At 39.8% G+C, this 20,439-nt stretch carries 10 protein-coding genes; 8 read left to right on the plus strand and 2 right to left on the minus strand.

Translation table 11 applies throughout. The features are described from left to right. The first annotated feature begins 5 nt into the window (after positions 1-5). The 6 genes from BIZ36_RS11010 (at position 6) to xylA (ending at position 12,360) form a co-directional block, all read left to right on the plus strand. A complete protein-coding gene (locus BIZ36_RS11010; protein ID WP_187457958.1) occupies positions 6-1,598 on the plus strand; it encodes a RagB/SusD family nutrient uptake outer membrane protein in 1,593 nt (530 codons plus the stop codon). A 233-nt stretch (positions 1,599-1,831) separates the two neighbouring features. Further along, a complete protein-coding gene (locus BIZ36_RS11015) occupies positions 1,832-5,146 on the plus strand; it encodes a VCBS repeat-containing protein (protein ID WP_187457959.1) in 3,315 nt (1,104 codons plus the stop codon). After that, on the plus strand, positions 5,143-8,406 hold the full coding sequence (locus BIZ36_RS11020; RefSeq protein WP_187457960.1) for a VCBS repeat-containing protein: 3,264 nt from the start codon (positions 5,143-5,145) through the stop codon (positions 8,404-8,406). Before BIZ36_RS11015 ends, BIZ36_RS11020 begins: the two co-directional genes overlap by 4 nt. A 54-nt stretch (positions 8,407-8,460) precedes the next feature. After that, positions 8,461-9,315 carry a GyrI-like domain-containing protein gene (locus BIZ36_RS11025; protein WP_187457961.1) on the plus strand — a complete coding sequence of 285 codons (855 nt, stop codon included), beginning with the start codon at positions 8,461-8,463 and terminating at the stop codon, positions 9,313-9,315. Between the two features lie 156 nt (positions 9,316-9,471). Continuing rightward, positions 9,472-10,956: a xylulokinase gene (locus BIZ36_RS11030; RefSeq protein WP_187457962.1), complete on the plus strand. Its 1,485-nt coding sequence runs from the start codon at positions 9,472-9,474 to the stop codon at positions 10,954-10,956. A 78-nt stretch (positions 10,957-11,034) separates the two neighbouring features. Then, positions 11,035-12,360, plus strand: a complete 1,326-nt coding sequence (gene xylA, locus BIZ36_RS11035) for a xylose isomerase (RefSeq protein WP_187457963.1) — start codon at positions 11,035-11,037, stop codon at positions 12,358-12,360. 71 nt (positions 12,361-12,431) lie between these two features. Here the strand turns inward: xylA and BIZ36_RS11040 are convergent, their stop codons facing one another. Further along, the gene (locus BIZ36_RS11040) at positions 12,432-14,084 is read right to left on the minus strand and encodes a solute:sodium symporter family transporter (RefSeq protein WP_187457964.1); all 1,653 of its coding nucleotides are present in this window, start codon (positions 14,082-14,084) and stop codon (positions 12,432-12,434) included. Positions 14,085-14,386: 302 nt separating this feature from the next. Between BIZ36_RS11040 and BIZ36_RS11045 the strand changes: the two genes are divergently transcribed. Then, the gene (locus BIZ36_RS11045) at positions 14,387-15,748 is read left to right on the plus strand and encodes a vanadium-dependent haloperoxidase (protein WP_187457965.1); all 1,362 of its coding nucleotides are present in this window, start codon (positions 14,387-14,389) and stop codon (positions 15,746-15,748) included. Positions 15,749-15,828: 80 nt separating this feature from the next. Beyond that, positions 15,829-16,683, plus strand: coding sequence for a hypothetical protein (locus BIZ36_RS11050; RefSeq protein ID WP_187457966.1), 855 nt, complete (start codon positions 15,829-15,831; stop codon positions 16,681-16,683). Positions 16,684-16,693: 10 nt separating this feature from the next. On the opposite strand, the gene BIZ36_RS11055 is transcribed toward BIZ36_RS11050, so the two are convergent. Next, entirely contained in the window at positions 16,694-20,401 is a 3,708-nt protein-coding gene (locus BIZ36_RS11055; protein WP_187457967.1) for a metallophosphoesterase, read from the minus strand. Positions 20,402-20,439 lie beyond the last annotated feature (38 nt).

The following is a 20,439-nucleotide window of genomic DNA, read 5'->3' on the forward strand; positions in this document are numbered from 1 at the left end:
TGATCATGAAGAAAATATATAAATATATAAGTTTATCACTTCTAGTCCCCATGGCATTTTCCTGTACGGACCTGGAAATTGAGCCAACAGACTCCCTTATTACAGAAGGCTTTGCAGGAGTTGCTAATGTTGAAGGGGAAGTGGCCAACATTCGTAATATAATTTCCACCAACCAACTGGCAAATCAGGGTGGACTTTTCGCTTTGAACGAAGTATCATCAGATGAATACGTGGTACCTACTAGAGGAACCGATTGGGGAGATAATGGTGCATGGCTGTCCATACACCGACAAAGCTGGAATGCGGAGTTAGGTGACATTATAAACTCTTGGCAACAACTCAATAGCGTCACTATTAACGCCACAAGAACAATTAGTGACAAAAGTGTAAATACCGATAGCGGTGATATTACTGAACTTAAAGCACAAGCAAGGTTTTATAGGGCTTGGGCCATGCATTGGATTCTTGATATGTGGAGACAAGTACCTTATAGAAATGTCGATTTACCTAATAGTGCCATACCCGAGGTACTTACTGGACAAGTGGCTCTCGACAGTATCGTAGCTGACTTAAATGTCGCAATAAGGGACCTACCTGTGGTTACCTCCGGTGATGGAATTGAAAAAAAATCATCACCCACAAAAGCGGCTGCCAACTTGTTATTGGCCAAAGTTCACTTAAACAAGCATGTATATCTTGAAACGGACCCGCAACCTGCCGACATGCAAGTGGTAGTAGATGCCGTCAATGACATTGAAGCAGATGGATATACATTGGCCGCTCCAGGTGATTTCTTTGATATTTTTAGACCTAGCAATGACGTTGAAACAATTTGGTGGACTCCCTCAGATGCGGGTCCTATGATCTGGCACACGCTACACTACAGCCAGAACTTCCCAGGTGCCAATGATGGAGGAGGTTGGAACGGATTTACCACTTTGGCGGAATTTTATGACCTATTCGAAGGTCCTGCGGATACCAACTACCCCGGTGACGGCCAGGAGGAAAGACGTGGTATGGTACATGACGCTAGTACCGCAAATGCGGAAAATCTCGGTATTGGTTTAGGCTTCTTAATCAATCAGCAGTACGAGCAAGATGGTACTCCCTTGAATGCAAGAGATAATGTCGGTGGAGTTCCCTTAGTATTTACACGTGAAGTGGAACAAGCGGAGTACACATCTCCAGCCGATGATGCTTTGTTGGAAACAGCCGGTATCAGAATGCTTAAATACCACCCCAACGAAGAAGGTGGCGACAGAAGAAACCATTTGGTACGCTACCGTTTTGCAGATGCCTATCTAATGCGAGCGGAAGCCATGTATCGTATGGGAAGCGACGTTACATCAATCATCAATGAACTTAGAACTATCAGGGGTGCAAGTGAACTAGCAACCGTTACCGAAACTGAATTATTGGCTGAAAGAGGTAGAGAACTCTATCAAGAAGCTACCAGAAGACAAGACTTGATTAGATTTGATCAATATTTAAGAGCTTGGAACCTGAAGGAAGCTGGTGACCCACATTTAAAAATATTCCCGATTCCAAATTCAGATATTTTGGCCAACCCAAATTTGGTGCAAAACTCTGGATATTAATCTAATTTAGAGTTGAAAAAGGCCGCCTTGAGCGGCCTTTTCTGTTTGATTTATTTATTGAACTATTAAAAATTACGTTAGTTAAACACCTTTTTAATTGATGTTTTCTTCAAACTAGTTGGTTATCTTGCATTGAAATGAACCCTATAAATTTATACTCAAAATTGAAGTCTTTATCATCAAAGAAAACATGGCAACTTAAGGCCTTCTTTTTTTTATTTGTGCTTTTTTCTATGAATTTCATTTCATGTAAAAATGAAAATGAGGAGAAACCTTTGGAAGAAAGTAAAAAATCAAATCATAGACTTTTCACAATGATGTCTTCAGAAGAAACAGGTATTGTTTTTTCAAATGACATACAAAACCAACGTAACTTTAATATTTTCAAATATCGTAATTTTTACAACGGTGGTGGAGTAGCCATAGGGGACATCAACAATGACGGCTTGCCAGATATTTACATGACCGCCAATATGGGGCCAAATAAGTTGTTTCTCAACAAGGGTAATTTTCAATTTGAGGATATTTCCGATAAGGCCGGTGTTACTGGTAACAAACCTTGGTCAACGGGTGTGGTTATGGCCGATATAAACTCAGATGGTCTGCTTGACATTTATGTGAGTAATGCGGGAAATATGGAAGGGAATAACCATGACAACGACTTATATATCAACAATGGCGACCTTACCTTTACTGAAAGGGCCAATGAATATAATTTGGCCAAGACAGGGTTTTCAACCCATGCTTCCTTTTTTGATTACGACAAAGATGGTGATCTTGATGCTTATATTCTTAACAACAGTAATATACCTGTTACCAGCCTAGGCTATGCCGCGCAAAGAGATGTTCGTGCCCAAGATTGGGAGGGTGTTCCTGAAATTTTTAGAGGTGTAGGAGATATGCTATTGAGAAACGATAACGGAAAATTCGTTGACGTCAGCGAAGAGGCTGGTATTTATGGCAGTCTTATTGGATTTGGCCTTGGGGTTATGGTAAGCGATATAAACGGTGATTTTTATCCCGACATATATGTATCCAATGATTTTTACGAACGAGACTATTTTTATATAAACCAAAGAGATGGCACGTTCACAGAAGAAATTAAGAATTGGACCTCACATCTTTCCTTATCAGCAATGGGGGTCGACATGGCCGACATTAACAATGACGGCAATGCAGATATCTATATTACAGATATGCTGCCAGAAGAAGACACCAGAACAAAATCGGTAATGGAATTTGAAGGTTACAATATATTCAAATTAAAGCAGGGCAAGGATTTTTACCAGCAGTATATACAAAACACCTTACAATTAAATAATGGAAATGGCTCGTTCTCTGAAATAGCCTATTACAGTGGTGTAGCCAAAACTGATTGGAGTTGGGCCGGTCTGATATTTGACATGGACAATGACGGTCTACGAGATATTTTTGTGACCAATGGAATTAACCACGACCTTACAGACCTTGATTTTGTCGATTTTTTTGCAAATGAAATCATTCAGCGAATGGCACTGACGGGCAAAAAACAATCTATTGATTCTATCATTAATAAAATGCCGGTTTCACCTCTGCCAAACTATGCCTTTCGAAATAAAGGTGATATCACTTTTGAAAATGCAACTGAAAAATGGGGTTTAGAAATACCCAGTAAGTCAAATGGGGTAGCTTACGGTGACCTTGATAATGATGGAGATCTTGATATTGTGGTCAATAATGTGAATATGCCTGCCTTTATTTATAGAAACAACGCCGACAAACTAACCGACAACAATTATATCAGATTAAAATTTGAGGGTGATAAAACAAACCCCTTTGCTATTGGTACCAGCGTAAAACTATATTATAAAGACAATATTGTACTCCAAGAATTAATTCCTTCAAGGGGTTTTCAATCTTCCATGGACTATACTATGACCATTGGTCTAGGCAAAACAGAAAATATAGATTCCCTAAGGATTATTTGGCCCAACGATCTCACACAAGTTTTTACGAATATTGAAGTGAACCAAGAGCTGTTGCTAAAAATTACGAATGCAAATAAGAAGTACATACCTCATAATGAAAGGAGAAATCAAACTTTATTTACGGAGGTCAAACAACCGCAATTGAAACCTCATACAGAAAACGCTTATCAAGATTTTGATTACGAAGGCCTTATTTCAAAACTTGTTTCACAAGAGGGGCCAGCCCTATCTGTGGGTGATATCAATTCCGACGGACATGAAGATGTATTCATTGGTGGTGCCAAAGGCGAGGTAGGCAGCCTCTACTTTCATTTGGGCAATGGCAACTTAAAACGGTCGAACCAAAAAGTATTTGAGAAAGAAATCGATTATGAAGATACCGCTTCCGCTTTTTTCGATGTTGATTCCGATGGCGACCTTGATCTAATGATAGGTGCAGGTGGTAATGAAATTACAGAAAAACAAAAGTACACTCTTCGTTTATTCTTAAATGACGGCAAAGGCAATTTTTCCAAATCCCCCACAAAATTCCCCTCTAAATTCACCAATATTTCAGTTTTAGCACCGTATGATTACGACCACGACGGTGATATAGACGTCTTTGTAGGATCAAGAAGCGTTGTTGGTACGTACGGTATTAACCCTGAGCATTTGTTATTAGAAAATCAGGGTGATGGTACCTTTACCGACGTTACCGAAAGACTCGCCTTTAACTTAAAGGATAGCGGAATGGTAACCGATGCGCAATGGGCTGATGTTGATGGAGATGGAAAAAAAGACTTAATAACCATAGCAGATTGGGGCTCGCCTCAAATATTCAAAAATTCAGGTAGAAGGCTTGGCAAAATTTCTACTTCCCTTGACAGCTTGTGGGGATGGTGGAATACCGTTGAGCCTGTTGACATCGACAATGATGGTGATACCGACTTCGTCTTGGGCAACCAAGGTTCCAATGTATCTTATACCGCAACAAAAGACAGCCCTATGAAACTATGGATCAACGATTATGACAATAATGGGACCATAGAACAGGTCGTAACCAAGCAGTCCAATGGGCAAGATTACCCATTGCACCAACAACAGGAAGTGACAGGCCAGATAGTATCACTCAAAAAACAAAACTTAAAGGCTTCTGAATACGCAGAAAGACCTATATCAGAGCTATTTCCACCTGCAATTCTAGAGAACACAATTATTAAAGAGGCCAACACTATGCAGTCTGTAATCGCTATCAACCAAGGAGGCGGCAAGTTTAAAATCAAAAGCTTACCCAGCAGGGTGCAGCTGTCATGCGTTTGCGGTATTAGCTGTATGGATGTTAACGGTGATGGTCACTTGGATTTAATAATGGGTGGCAATAATTATGAGTTCAAACCCCAATACTCTCGATTAGATGCCAGTTACGGCCATGTGTTGATCAATGATGGTAAATCAAATTTTGATTGGATAAATTATGATAACAGCGGTTTTTTTATCAAAGGTGAAATTAAACACCTTCTACCATTAAAAGATGCCGATGGCAACAAATTTGTGATTGCGGCGATCAATAATGAGAAACCAAAGATTTTCAAATTGCAATGAGAAGAATAATATATGGTTTATCGGTCATTTTTTTGTCACTTACCAATTGCAAAAATAATAAGGGTGAGTTATTTAAGAATCCCACAGCTACGGAAACAGGACTGATTTTTGAAAACAATCTTACCGAAACCGATGACTTAAATATTCTGGAATACTTATACTATTACAATGGTGGTGGGGTAGCTGTTGGAGACATCAATAATGATGGCCTACCTGACATCTACTTCTCAGGAAATCAAGTAAAAAACAAACTTTTTTTGAATAAGGGCAATTTAAAGTTTGAAGATATTACCAAAATATCAGGCACTGAAGGTATAAGCGATTGGAACACGGGTACCATGATGGCAGATGTTAATGGAGATGGTCTTTTGGATATATACGTTTGCGCGGTAGTTGGCCTTCAGGGTTTAAATGGTCATAACGAACTCTTTATCAATAACGGCGTTTCAGACTCCGGTGAAATTACATTTACGGAAAGTGCCGCTAAATACAACCTTGACTTTGATTCATATAGTTCGTCTGCTGCTTTTTTAGATTATGATTTAGACGGAGATTTAGATATTTACCTGTTAAATCACGCGGTACACACCCAAGAATCTTATGGCCATGCCTATCTTAGAGAAAACCGTAATTACCAAACAGGAGACAAGCTTTTAAGAAATGATGGCCATACATTTACTGATGTAAGTGAAGAGGCTGGCATTTATGGTGGCCCCAACGGCTACGGCCTTGGTATCTCAATAGCCGACTTCAATAATGATGGTTGGCCCGATATTTATGTAGGTAACGATTTTCATGAAGACGACTATTATTACGTAAACAATGGAGATGGAACTTTTTCGGAAAGCCTTAAAGCATATTTCGGGCATACATCAAGATTTTCAATGGGTAACGATGTGGCTGATATCAACCAAGACGGACTACTTGACATATTAACCTTAGATATGCTGCCTGAAGATGAAAAAGTACTAAAATCTTCCCAAGGTGATGTAGAACCGCAAATCATGAAATTACAAACAAAAGATTACGGTTACCATTATCAGTACACTAGAAACATGTTACAGGTAAATAGAGGCGACCACTTCTCCGAAATTGGCCTTCAATCGGGCTTGGCAGCAACCGACTGGAGTTGGAGTGCTCTTTTTGCAGACTATGACCAAGATGGCCAACAAGATGTGTTCATTTCCACAGGAATTCCGAAAAGGCCAAACGACCTTGACTATATCAATTTTGTTTCCTCAGAACAGATCAGAACAAAAATCAACAATACGCATCTCATGGACCGCCAAGCCTTGGATTCTATGCCCAAGGGAATTACACATAATTATATTTTTCAGGGTGGCGATAATTTGAATTTTATTGACAAATCAGGGCAATGGATGGCTAAAGACACACTATTTAGCGGTGCGACCGCCTTAGGAGATTTTGATAACGATGGAGATATTGATTTAGTAGTGAATAACATTGATTACCCGGCCTCCCTATACATCAATAAAACAAATCAAAAAGCCAATTATTTAAAGCTGAAATTTAAATACTTAAGCAAAAACCCTTTCGGAATTGGCACCAAGGTCTACTCTTACCATAAGGGCAAACAACAATATAAAGAGCTTTATACGGTCAGAGGCTTTCAGTCGTCATCAGAACCTATTATCCATTTTGGTTATGGAGATGACGATAACATTGACTCCCTTAAAATCATATGGCCTAATAATACATATCAAGTTCTACATAATATTGAAGTCAATCAAAGCTTATCCCTTTCTCCTCAGGACACAAAACCTTATACCCCCGCAGAATTAAATTTCGAAAATCAGCTGTTTAAAAAAGTGGACTCTAACTTAGGAATAAATTTTAAACACATTGAAGACAATTATTCTGATTTTAACCGACAAAAATTAATTCCCTACCAATTTTCAGATCGTGGACCTGCAACCGTCGTTGGTGATTTAAACAACGATGGTTTAGATGATATTTATTTTGGCGGCTCTAAATACAATCCTTCTAGAATATTCTTTGCATCGGATACCACCTACAATGAAAAGCCTGTCAATGCAATAGCAAAAGACTCTATCAAAGAAGATTTGGCAGCCCTGATAGCCGATTTTAATAATGATCAAAAAAATGATCTTTTTGTCGGTTCTGGTGGTGCAGATTTTTTCGACGAACATAAACCTTTATTAGACGCTTACTATGTTCAAGCCGGAAATACCTTCGAATCAGTAGAACTTCCTGAATACTATGAAAATGTTTCAATAGTTGTACCGCATGACGTAGATAAAGATGAAGACCTTGACCTTTTTATTGGCAGCCAAATTAATACCAATGATTTTGGTAGCTTTCCTACTTCGTATTTGTTGATCAACAATAAGGGACATTTTTCGATTAGCGACACCAAAGTACTCGACAACATAGGGATGGTGACCGATGCCATTTGGGACGACTTTGATGGAGACCATATAAAAGACCTTATTGTAGTAGGAGAATGGATGGCTCCTACTTTTTTCAAAAATGATAACGGATCACTTAAAAAGGTATCGTCCCCTATTCGTTCTTCCTTAAATGGCCTTTGGAAAAAAATCCTGCCCTTTGACATAGATGCAGATGGTGATACTGATTATATATTAGGAAACTGGGGAACCAATAGTAAATTCAAAGCATCACAAAAAGCGCCCATGAGAATGTACTATGGTGATTTTGACAACAATGGGCAAACTGAAACCATTATCGCAATTAAAAAACATGGCCAATATTATCCTTTAGACGGTCTTGAAACACTCTCTTCACAAATTGTAAGCCTGCGAAAAAAATTTACCACTTACTCAAGTTTTGCCGGAAAATCGATGGAAGAAATATTCGATAAAGAAGAACTAAAAAGAGTAAAAATTTTAGAAGTAGATGAATTGCGTTCTGGTTATTTAGAAAATGAGAATGGCAATTTCAGTTTCAAACCATTTGCCCCTGAATTACAAACTACTCCCCTGCTCACCTTTTTAAAATACGATTTTGACAATGATGGAGAAATGGAAGTTTTGATGGCAGGCAATTATTTCGGCGTGAAGCCATTTCACGGTAGGCTTGACGGTTTTTCCGGGGCACTTTTGCAAGCAAACGGAAGTTTTCAACTCACTCACGAATTAGGCCTGAACTTGACGCAGAAATCTGTAAGACATCTAAACATCATTCAGTTGAATGGGCTACCTTATCTTTTGGCAACAATCAATAATGACAAAGCTGAAGTTTATAGTTTAAATCGTTAAGTACGATCAATACTCATGATCAAAAAAATTCTCATAATTATATTCATTTTTTTTATGGCAATCTTGGTTTGGTATTTTTTTATCAAACCCCAAGATTACATAGCCACTTTCAAAATTAATACTCCTACAGGTACGGTAGTGCAAACCCTCAAAACTTGGCAAACTTCTCAAGACGGTTCGCAATTTATTGCGCAAAGATCATTCGACTTTTTCGAGCACCAATTAGCCTTTAATGATTCTATTTTCAATTATCATTGGGAATTTGAAAAACTACAGGACACCATAACAAAGGTACAGGTAAACATTACCGATATAAATAATAGCTTTAAACAAAGAGTACTGGCCCCATTTGCAGATACCGACTTCGAGAAGAGGTCTAAACGAACCGTGATGAATTTTTACGACCACCTCGTCGAACATTTAGAAAATATCAAGGTGACATATAAGGGAGTAGATACTACCAAAAGTACATACTGTGCCTATATACCTATTACTAGCACACAATATGAAAAGGCTTCAAAAATGATGAAATACTACCCCACACTTGATCATTTTGCGTTGAACAAACGTATCAAAACAACGGGTTCACCATTTATAGAGATTGTAGATTGGAATCAAAAGAATGACTCTATTTCATTTAACTTTTGTTACCCTATCAAAAAAACCGACTCACTACCAAAACATGATCTCATCAAATACAAACAATATATTGGTAAAGAGGCTATACACGCTACCTATAATGGAAACTACATCACCTCGGACCGGGCATGGTATGTGCTTTTAGAGATGGCAAAAACTAAGGGATTAGCAATAGAGGAAAAGCCGATAGAAGTGTTCCTAACCAATCCGAATATGGGTGGAGTTGAATTGGACTGGATTGCCGAAATCTATATGCCTTTAGCTGAGTAACCCGTTTCGAAGAACTCCTACTCGAATGTAATTCATAATATAAGTATCGCTTCAAACAAATAGTGAAAAATGCAACATATTTTATAGCATTTAACACATCTCTTGCTTGTAACAAAGTAGCTAAAGCAATATCTTACCACCTGCTAAAATTTAACCATGTATTCCATAGGATATGATATTGGTAGCTCTTCCATAAAAGCTGCTTTGATTGAAACTGCAACGGGGAAATCTGTTTCAGTAATTAATGAACCCGCCATAGAAATGGGGATGATCGCCCTAAAAAATGGGTGGGCGGAACAACACCCCAATGACTGGTGGCTGCATGTGTGCACCGCCACCAAAAGACTTATTAACGAGAATGCCATTAACCCTAAAGATATTTCGGGAATAGGCATCTCTTACCAGATGCATGGGTTGGTAGTCATTGACAAAAAAGGGGAACCCCTTAGAAATTCAATTATTTGGTGTGACAGTAGGGCCGTTCCTATTGGTCAAAAAGCGTTTGACGAATTGGGCAATGATAAATGTGCCGAATATCTTTTGAACTCCCCAGCTAACTTTACGGCCTCCAAATTAAAATGGGTCAAAGAAAATGAGCCTGAGCTCTATGCCCAAATTGATAAGTTCATGCTTCCGGGTGATTATATTGCTTACAAATTAAGTAATGATATAAGAACCACCATTTCCGGGCTTTCAGAGGGAATTTTTTGGGATTTCAAAAGCAAGGGAACTGCGGACTGGCTTATGAAACACTATGGCTTTGCTAAAGATTTAATACCGGAATTGGTAGGGACCTTTTCCAATCAGGGACAGGTATCTGCCCAAGGGGCCCAAGAATCCGGATTGGCAGAAGGCACGCCCATTTTATATAGGGCTGGAGATCAGCCCAACAATGCCCTGTCCTTAAATGTTTTTAATCCAGGTGAAGTAGCAGCTACTGGCGGCACTTCAGGTGTCATGTACGCTATCACGGATAGCCTTTCCGTAAAGGAAAGTGCCAGGGTCAACAATTTTGCCCACGTAAATTATACGACCGATAATACCAGAATCGGAAAAATGGCCTGTATCAACGGTGCAGGAATCATGTACCGCTGGTTAATGAACAATCTTGATGTAGAATCTTACCAAGAGATGAACGAATTGGCGGAGCGTGTTCCAATTGGCTCAGACGGGGTAACCATTCACCCGTTTGGTAATGGTGCGGAACGTGTACTCAACAACAAAACCTTGGGTACCAAAATGGCCAATATCAATCTTAATAATCACACCAAGGCTCATTTGTGTAGGGCCGCTTTGGAAGGTATTGCCTTTTCATTCGTATACGGAATGGAAATCATGAAATCTGATGGCATTGAACCTCAGGTGGTAAGAGCCGGTAATGATAATTTGTTCCGTGCCGATATTTTTTCGAACACTATTTCTACCCTAATTGGGCAAGAAATAGAAATTTACAACACCACCGGGGCCATTGGTGCTGCCCGTGCTTGTGAACTTCATAAAGGTGATTTCGAAACTTTTGGAAAACGCATTATCGACAACGATTTCGTCATGAAATTTAGACCCTCAGACGATGCATCCCCTTATAAACAGGCGTATCAAAAATGGAAAAAAGAACTGGAAACTATGTTGCAGAACAGTTAGTCTTTCGTCCAAAAAAAATAAAACTAAAATCAATTATAAACTCTAAGAAGAACAACTTCAACTTTTAAACATTAAAAAATGGCATTATTAGGAGATAAGGAATATTTTAAAGGAATAGGTGAAATCAAATTTGAAGGTAAGGAATCGGACAATCCACTTTCCTATAAATGGTACAACCCAGACCAAGTGGTTGCCGGTAAAACCATGAGCGAACATTTTAAGTTTGCCATAGCATATTGGCATACCTTCTGTGGACAGGGCTCTGACCCATTTGGACCAGGAACCCAAAATTTTCCTTGGGACGCACCTAGCGACCCTGTAGAGGCCGCAAAGGCCAAAGCGGATGCTGCTTTTGAATTTATCACCAAAATGGGAGTAGATTATTTCTGTTTTCATGATTTTGATTTAATTCAGGAGGCGGACACTTTTGCTGAATCGGAAAAAAGATTGGCTACCATAGTTGACTACATCAAAGGCAAGCAAAAGGAATCCGGTGTAAAACTACTTTGGGGCACGGCCAACTGTTTCTCCAATCCAAGATACATGAACGGTGCGTCTACCAACCCTGACTTCAACGTTTTGGCAAGAGCCGGGGGACAGATAAAATTGGCGTTGGACGCGACCATAGAACTTGGCGGTGAAAACTATGTGTTCTGGGGTGGCCGTGAAGGCTATATGTCCTTATTGAATACCGATATTAAAAGAGAGTTGGACCATATGGGCAAATTCTTAGGTATGGCTCGTGATTATGCTAGAAGTCAAGGGTTCAAAGGTAATTTCTTCATAGAGCCCAAGCCAATGGAGCCTATGAAGCATCAGTATGATTTTGATTCGGCTACCGTAGTTGGGTTCCTGAACGAGCATGGCCTACAAGATGATTTTAAACTAAATCTGGAATTCAATCACGCTACCTTGGCCAATCACACCATGCAGCATGAAATGGAAGTAGCTGCGGCCCACGGTATGTTAGGTAGTTTGGATGCCAACCGTGGCGATTATCAAAACGGATGGGATACAGACCAATTCCCGAATAACATAACCGAGGTTACCGAAGCTATGCTTACTTTCTTAAAAGCTGGTGGTCTACAGGGCGGCGGTATCAATTTTGATGCTAAAATAAGAAGGAACTCAACGGATATGGAAGACGTGTTCCATGCCCATATTGGCGGCATGGATACTTTTGCTAGAGCCTTGGTCACAGCCGATAAAATAATCACATCCTCTCCCTACGATGAATTGAGAACCAAAAGATACAGCTCCTTTGATTCCGGTAAAGGCAAGGACTTTGAAGAAGGTAAACTTTCATTCAAGGACTTGTACGATATCGCCCTTGAAAATGGCGAATTGGAATTACAGAGTGGTAAACAAGAGTTGTTCGAGAACATTATAAGCCAGAACATCTAGTTTTCACTTTAACTAAATAGAAAAGCCCCGCAATTGCGGGGCTTTCTTATATCCATAATTTTCTTTTTCCTCTATTTCGCAAAATAGATATAGATACCAATAACAATCAAACTAATTAGTAAGCCTACTTGTTTCACATATTTAAAGGGCTCAATGGATACCTGCTTGGTATATTCAAGTTCAAATGGTTTCTCCCTTGGGAAAAACTTACCAATAATCAGCATAATAATCATATTGGCAACAAATAGAATGGCCATAATATGCAAATAATGGGGGTAGGCATCTGCCTCAACGAGCCTAAGGGCATCTGCATCGGTAACACCGGAAGCCTTGGCGGTCTCAACCGCCTTCTCCCTTAAGGACGGACTTACCAAAAACTCACTGATTATATACAGAACCGAACCGGAAACAATTCCAATTTTAGCGGCAATGGCAGGCACCCTCTTAGTTAAGTACCCTATGGCTATTATCGTAAATATTGGTATACTGTATATGCCGTTGATTTTTTGTAGGTAATTAAATAAACTTCCGGCATCTGCAATTAAAGGGGCTATGAACATGGCTGCCAATGCCAAACAGACCCCAAAAATTTTCCCATATTTTACAATGGTTTGTTCAGGCGCACTGGGATTAATATGTTGTTTATATATATCAATACCAAATAGCGTTACAGAACTATTGAGAACACTATTAAAAGAACTCAATATAGCTCCGAACAAAACGGCGGCAAAGAATCCTACCATTGGTTTTGGCAATACCGCCCTAACCAGTTCCGGATATGCCAAATCACTGGATTCCAAACCTCCATTAAAATAATGATAGGCAATCATCCCTGGCAAGACTAAAATTAAGGGCCCTAAAATTTTCAAAAATGCAGCAAGCAAAAGACCTTTTTGGCCCTCTGCCAGATTCTTGGCACCCAATGCCCTTTGAATAATCTGTTGATTGGTACCCCAATAGAACAACTGCACCAGCATCATTCCCGTAAAAATGGTAGAAAAAGGAACCTCCTGACCAGGTTCCCCGGTAGAATCAAATCGCTCAGGATTGGCCTCCATTAAAATATCCAACCCACTTAATACGCTTCCATCCCCAATGGCCATCAAACCGAATACAGGAATTAAAATTCCCCCGATAATCAATCCTACGGCATTGATACTGTCTGATACCGCCACCGCCTTTAGTCCTCCAAAAACGGCATATATGGAACCAATGATTCCAATACCCCAAATACAAATGACCAATGCAGTACCATCGGAAACATTCAACAGTCCGGGTACATCGAACATGCCACTTATTGCAACCGACCCAGAATAAAGAATTACCGGTAAAAGCACTACCACATAACCCGTTAAAAACAGTACGGAAGTAATGGTTTTAGTAGACGTATCAAATCTAGATGCCAAAAATTGGGGCACCGTGGTCAATCCGCCTTTTAGATATCTAGGCAATAAATAAATGGCCGTAACCACCATAGCCATTGCCGCCAAGGTTTCCCAAGCCATTACCGAAAGCCCATCCTTGTAGGCACTGCCATTTAGGCCTACTATTTGCTCAGTAGAGAGATTGGTCAAAAGTAACGATCCCGCGATCACACCCGCCGTTAAACTTCTACCGCCTAAAAAATAACCATCAGATGATTTTTCATCCGTAGAACGGGTTGCCACATAAGCTATAACGGCAACCAGAATTGTAAAACCTAAAAAAGAAAGAATTCCAATCATTAAAGTAGTAAGAGTTGATTAAGAGGGGTAAATATATCGGATTATTTGATAACTATTCAATTATGGCCCCATAATATAGGGTAATTCTAAATCAGGCATTCCTAGAAATATTTGCCACCTTCCCATCTAGCCGCTTTAAATAACAAATAATTTAGGACGTTTATTGAGAGCGCCTTATCATTGTTGAAAATGTAAAATAATGTACTTTTGCCTATTCAAGTGTTCAACCAATTAATCTAGGCTAAAAAATGGCCTAATCTGCTCATTTTTAAGGAGCGATAACTACAAAATTCACACGGTAAATGAAAAAAATATTGTTACTACTTACAATGACAATAACTTTTATCTCGTGCCAAGAGGAAACAAAACCTGTTGAGCCTATTGAGATAAGCGCCGAAGATTTACATGCCTCTGTAGATAAGGTTACGGAAATTATGATTCATGACATTTTCTCACCACCGGTGGCCAGTAGAATTTTTGCATATCCCAATATTGCAGCTTACGAAATTGTTGCCTTAGATAATGAAAACTATCATTCCTTAGTGGGGCAGATTACAGATTTGACCCCAATTCCAGAGCCAGATACCGCAAAGGCCATTAATTACGATCTTTCCGCTTTGGTGGCGCATATGGAGTTAAGCAAGCGGCTCATTTTCTCAGAAGACCGAATGGAGGCCCTTCGTGATAGTTTATATGGTGTATGGGAGGGTAAAAATCCTACTGTTTTTAAAAGCTCAAAAGACTACGGTCTTCTAGTAGCTGACCACATAGGTGAATGGATGAACAAGGACAACTATCCGCAGACCCGTACGATGCCCAAGTTTACGGTGGATGCGGACAACCCTTCTAGATGGCAACCAACACCACCTGCCTACATGGACGGAATTGAACCGCATTGGAGTAAAATAAGGCCGTTTGTAATTGATTCTGCCGCACAGTTCAAACCATTGCCTCCCCCTTCTTTTTCAATGGAAACAAATTCCGATTTTTATAAGGAGCTAAAAGAGGTCTATGATGTAGGTAAAAAAATCGAGGAAGAAGGCGATGAATCCGAAGAAATAGAAATAGCCAAATTTTGGGATTGTAACCCTTATGTAAGTGTTACCCGAGGCCATCTCATGTTTGCAACCAAAAAAATCACTCCTGGGGCGCATTGGATCGGTATTACTAAAATTGCCGCTAGAAAAACCAATAGTGATTTTGACAAGACCCTTTTTGCCTATACCAAAACTTCCATGGCCATAGCAGATGGCTTTATTAGTTGTTGGGACGAAAAGTACAGAAGTAACCTAATAAGGCCGGAAACATTGATCAATCAGCATATTGATGATGAATGGAAGCCTGTATTGCAAACACCTCCTTTTCCAGAATATACAAGTGGACATTCAGTTGTATCCGGTGCCGCCTCCACAGCGCTCACTAGCATTTTTGGAGATGGGTTTAGTTTTGACGATGATACAGAAGTACCTTATGGCTTGCCAGTTAGAAGCTTCAATTCTTTTCATGAAGCGGCTGAAGAAGCGGCCATTAGCAGAATGTACGGGGGCATCCACTACCGTGCGGCTGTAGAAGTAGGGCTAAAACAAGGTCGTGACCTAGGAAATTTCTTGGTAGAAAAGCTTCATATGAACACGGACCAAAGGGTAGCCGATAATCTGCACTAAGAATAGAACTCTGCTAAATCATGATACTCCCCGATGATTAACATCGGGAAATGTTTCTAATTTGAAAAACATCCTAGACTTTGAATAAAATCACCTTCTATTCTCTAATTAGTTTTTTGCTTCATAGCTGCGCCAATCATGGGCAGCTAAAATTCCTTGCCAAATTACCTAAGGATCTAAAGGAAAACTCCGGAATTGCCTATTTTTCCGGTGATACGGCTTGGTTTGTGGCAGACAGCGGAAACTCGGATGACATTTACCAAGTAAGTTTTGAAGGGGAACTGATCAAAAAGTTAGAAGTTAAAAATGCAAAGAACAGAGATTGGGAAGAACTTACAGAAGACAAAAAAGGCAATCTCTATATTGGTAATTTCGGGAACAACTATAATGATAGGGATGATTTAGTCATCTATAAACTACCTAACCCCGAAATTGAACCGGGTAAGAAGATTGACGCCCAAAAAATTGAATTCCGGTTTCCGGAACAAAAGGAATTTCCTCCCCAAAAAAGAGATTTAATTTATGATGCGGAGGCCATGTTCCATTACAATGGATACTTATACATCTTTACAAAAGATAGGGCCAAGCCATTCACCGGTCGTACCGCCTTATACAAAGTACCGGACACAGAAGGAGACTATGATGCAAAACTCATTAGTTCTTTAAATATTTGTGACAATTGGGATTTTTGCCGCATTACTGCCGCGGATATTTCCAATGATGGAAATACCGTTGTTCTACTTGGCTACGGCAAACTATGGAAGTTTACAGATTACGCAGGGGATGATTTTCTTAGCGGAAAAATGGAAGAATATGAGTTGGGATTGCGTACCCAACTAGAATCCGTCACTTTTCTAAACGATAAGGAACTTTTACTTTCAGACGAGGAAAATAAAAAAGGAGGAGGCAACCTCTACTCCTTTTCGATAGACTAATTTATCTGTTTTAAAAGCCGAAGCCTACCCCAAAAGAGAAACGAAGACCATCTTCACTATTGAAAAGGGCCAAACGGGCAGAAATCATATCAGCTCCATTTATAAAAAAACCACCTCCGTAAGAGGTATGCCACACATTCGAATCTAAGTTGGGCAGCCATACCCTACCATAGTCAAAACCGCCATACAGCCCCATAGTAACGGGTAATAGTTCTGTTTTCATTCTTCTAAGGCTATATCTTAGATCTGTATTTTGATAGAAAGATTTTTTCCCAGTAAAGCGTTGGTTACGGAAGCCTCGCAGACCATCTATACCTCCAATACTTGCCGCTTGAAAAAACTCGTAACCATCCCCGATGTTAAAGTGCGCTTTCCACTTGGTTGCCAAAACCAATCTACCATTGGGTATTAGTCTATGATCAATGGAAAATGTAGGAACAATATACCCAAAATCCTTATTTTCTGTTAGGTTATTCTTATAACCTACTTTCAAAGAAGTTGACATTCCCATAGTCGGGAATGCAGCATTGTCCGAATTTGAAAACGAATATTCCGCATCGGCACCCATAAAAGACATTTTATTTTCCTCTCCATTCTCCAAATAAAAGGTATTAATGAACCTATTATCTGTCTCTTCTACTTGAATGGATTCATAAGAAACACCTGTTTTAAACTTTCCTCCCAATTGCCCACGCCAAACCAGGGACGGACTAACCTCTAGATTTTGAATACGAACCCTATTATAGTCCATTCCCAAATCATCATCCTCATTGACTGATTCATTACCAAATCCAAAAAAGTTAACACTAAAATTAGGACTCGTAAAACGGGCACTCAAATCAAAGTTCCAATTCTCGAATATTTCGGCGAACTCCCCTGAATACCCCAATTCAAATCCGCTAGTGGCAAAATAGAAAGACGCATCCACCTTGTGCCTTTGGGTAAAGGGATTTTGCCTAAAACCTTTATAGGTATAGGTATCGCTCAATCCAATTTTTAAGCCATCGTCCGGGTTAAAACCAATGGTGGGCACCAATTGGTTCAAAGAACTCCGTACTTGCATGGGCAAATAGGTATTTACATTATAATCATCCGTAAGCTTAACTTTGGCATTTTGGGTATCCTTAAGACTGTTTTTTTTGGATTTGTAATCATAAATGACAATGTTTCCACCTTGTTCCAAATCATAAATATCATTGTTATGTCCCCCAATCAAGCGAACCTTAATTCCGCTACCACTATCTCCATGTACCTCAAAACGATCATCATCATCCAAACCATACACCCAAATTTCCTTGGAGATTTGGGCATCAAAAACTTTATGAAAAAATAATTTATCTTTTTCGCCTTTTATATTTCTATATCCTTTTACTTCGGTCTGTTGCTTATTTAGTATGTTCACCTCAAACCAATCATCCTTATCCGTACCCACCACCACTGCATAGGTATTAAGGATTCTATAATATTCCTCGGCGGTCTCCGTAATTTTAGACAACCTCGACTTTAGAATACGCTTAATCTCATCCATAGTGTCATCTCTCACTTCTTCAGGAAACGAGAGGAATGCTTTTTCAATGACCTCATCCGTTAGGTTTTCCTGTAAAAACAGGGCCTGTTGTCGCCACTGTTCCAAAGTGGTCTCTGGCAATACGGCAACATCCAAAACATAGGTTTTAGGAGAGGCGTTGAACCCTTTTACACTTCTTATTTCTTCATTAAAGCCCTCCATCAACCTTAAGGCCGGTACAATTCTGGTGGCCAAGTTCATAAAAAAGCCATCCCCATGTTTAGAATATACCATGTCCCTATCTCTTGGCACGGGCCTATAAATGACCTTACCGCTATCCTTATCCTTAAATTCTGCCCATCTCCACTGGTCTACGTGGCGGTCCCAATCACCTATGACCATATCAAATAACCTAGCCCGCAAATAGAGCTCTGAATCTATAGCGTACTTCTCATCATCACGTAAGTCTTCCAACATGCTGTCCGTACTTTTCAGCTCATTGGCATAGCCATAACTATACAAATCGCCATGCCCATCTCCGGCATGTTCCTCGATCATATACAGTTCATCACCGTAGTTTTCGTTAAAGTCCTTTAAAGCCGGTTGCTTGGGTATGTAATACAAAACAGGATTTGTATGGTAAATTCCAACAGCGTCTGAAAGTACCGCAGTGGTAAAGGGGGCATATGGATGTGAACCTGTGTAGAAATCCAATAAAAAATCTTCTGTATAGGTATCTTCAAATTGCCCCATTACGTATTGATCCTGAAAGGCCATGGCCTGTAAATAGAGTTCCGCATCTTTTTTTAAGGCCCTCATTACATATTCCCTTCCGCTTTTATGCCGAAGTCTCAATGATTTGGATTGATGTCCTCCACCTCTGTGTACAGGCTCAAGCCCGCCCATTAAAGTATCTAAATTTACAGTGGGTGCGGTGACTTTTGTTGTGTAGTATTTTCTATAACGATTGCCCCACAAAAATTTAAAGAAAGTGCTTTTTTCCTTTTCGGGCGTATCATAAACCGAAGCTTTCACAGTGGCAGGAAACGAATCTGGATAGGAATTCTCTAACACCTTACGGTCTGGGGGCAAAACTTGAGAGGTAAAAAGAAACTGTTCTCCCTCTTCTCCCTGAGTACCATAAAAATCTACTTGTGAAGAACCGTCCTTGTAGACTTCCAAAACTGCATATCCCCTTTGTCCGGTGGAAAATTTACTCCCGTTAATTAATCGGGTAGCACCCTTTTTAGCTCCTGAACCACTCACAATTTGAGGTGTATTATCTTGCACGATATATTGCAACGTATGCTCATGCCCAGAGGTCAATATCACCTTTTGTGAGTATTGGGCCAAGGTAACTATCCTCTTTCGCAACTCCCTGTACCTTTTATTGCTTAAATCTTCAATGGATGCTCCCGTTGTTTTCCTTAACAAATTGATAACGGAGCCTATTACCGGTAATGGCCCAACATGCGGTTTAGGGTAAAAATGTCTTCTAAGGTCAAATTCACCTCCATGCGCACCATGACTATAAACAGGATGGTGCATGGCAATAATGGTTGTTTTTTGCCTATTATCCTTGATGGCATCCTCCAACTCCAACCAAAATCTGGCCCTACTTTTTATTTCACACTTATCATTGATATCTGGGCGCTTGTCCCAATTGGTCAAATACCATTCTGTGTCTATGGCAATGATGGCCACATCTTCCTTTACCTCAATGGTTTTGATGGGGCAACCATCTTCCGGAAAATAGACTTCCTTGCTACCCAATGCCTTCTGAATATATTTTTGTTCCCGCTTTAACCCCACCAATCCTTCCGTATACCAGTCATGGTTACCTGGAATAAAGAGAGGTCTTCCTTTAAAGTTCTCCAAAGTTTTTAGTTGGGCATCCAAATCGTTTTTTGCCTTCAAGTAGGCCGCGGTAGAATCCTTAGGGTCCGGCAATCCGGCAGGGTAAATGTTATCTCCCAAAAAAATCGCCGTACTATTTTTATCCGCCCTATCCAATCTTTTCTTGAAGATTTTGAGTGCCTTGTTCATATCGTTCATAGGCGAAAGACCGGCATCTCCAATGAGATAAAAAGTGTGAGCCACCTCCTTTTCAGAATTTAAATCCACTCCTTTTCCGTCTTTATATTTGGGCTTATAGGTAGCACAAGCAGATACTAAAAGAACAAACGTAATGAGCACAAAATGTTTGGTCATAGGGATACTATTGGTTCTTAATATTTCGTATTTTGGAC

Origin of the sequence: Cytophaga sp. FL35 (assembly GCF_014349235.1) — a bacterium.
GTDB lineage: Bacteria > Bacteroidota > Bacteroidia > Flavobacteriales > Flavobacteriaceae > Euzebyella.